We start from the raw sequence: 796 nt of genomic DNA on the forward strand, positions 1-796 counted from the left end.
GTAACACCTGATAAACCAGGGGAAGATACGCCGATTATCTATGTACCAAAAACTAATGATGTGACGCAACCAACAAAACAAACTGTTAAGTACACAAGTACAGATGGTAAAGCTCAGGTACCTTCAGATAAGATTCAAAATGACTATACTTTCACAGGTAAGAAGAATCAAGCTGATGGTACAACAACATGGACTGAAAACAGTCATACTTACGGTAGGGAAAGTGTTCCAGTAGTTTCTGGTTACTACGCTGACAAGTCTGAAGCAGGTAGTAAAACAGTCACTCCAACCAATCCTAATGCTGAAGATGTTGTAACTTATAAACCACTTGGTAAGATTATTCAGGTAGATGAAGATGGAAATGTTATTCCAGGTTCAGTATCTAAGACTTATGAAAATAACCCATTGAATCCTAAAGAAGCAGCAGAAACTAAAATTCCAGATGCACCAACAGGATATGTGATTAAGGAGGAACAACCACAAGCATGGGGTTACAATATTGTTGATAAAACTATTGAACCAAATGATGAAAGTGATCCAGATCGAATTTCACAAGATACGAAGATTGTTTATGTTAAGGCAGACCAAAAAGCAGTGATCAAGTACGTTGACCAAACAACAGGTCAAACCCTTGCCAATGATCAAGTCGGTGGTAAATCAGGTGAGGCAATCAACTACTCAACTGCGGACAAGATCAAGTACTACGAAGATCGTGGTTATGTTCTTGTGAATGATGAGTTCCCAACAGGTGCCCACTTCGATACCGATGCTTCAGTCGATCAAACATGGACAGTAA

At 39.2% G+C, this 796-nt stretch carries 1 pseudogene; it reads left to right on the forward strand.

The window, feature by feature from the left end:
* Positions 1-796 (forward strand): annotated as a pseudogene (locus HMPREF2805_RS11265) (hypothetical protein); the annotation flags it as partial.

Source organism: Streptococcus sp. HMSC034E03 (assembly GCF_001811505.1).
In the GTDB taxonomy this organism is placed as follows: domain Bacteria; phylum Bacillota; class Bacilli; order Lactobacillales; family Streptococcaceae; genus Streptococcus.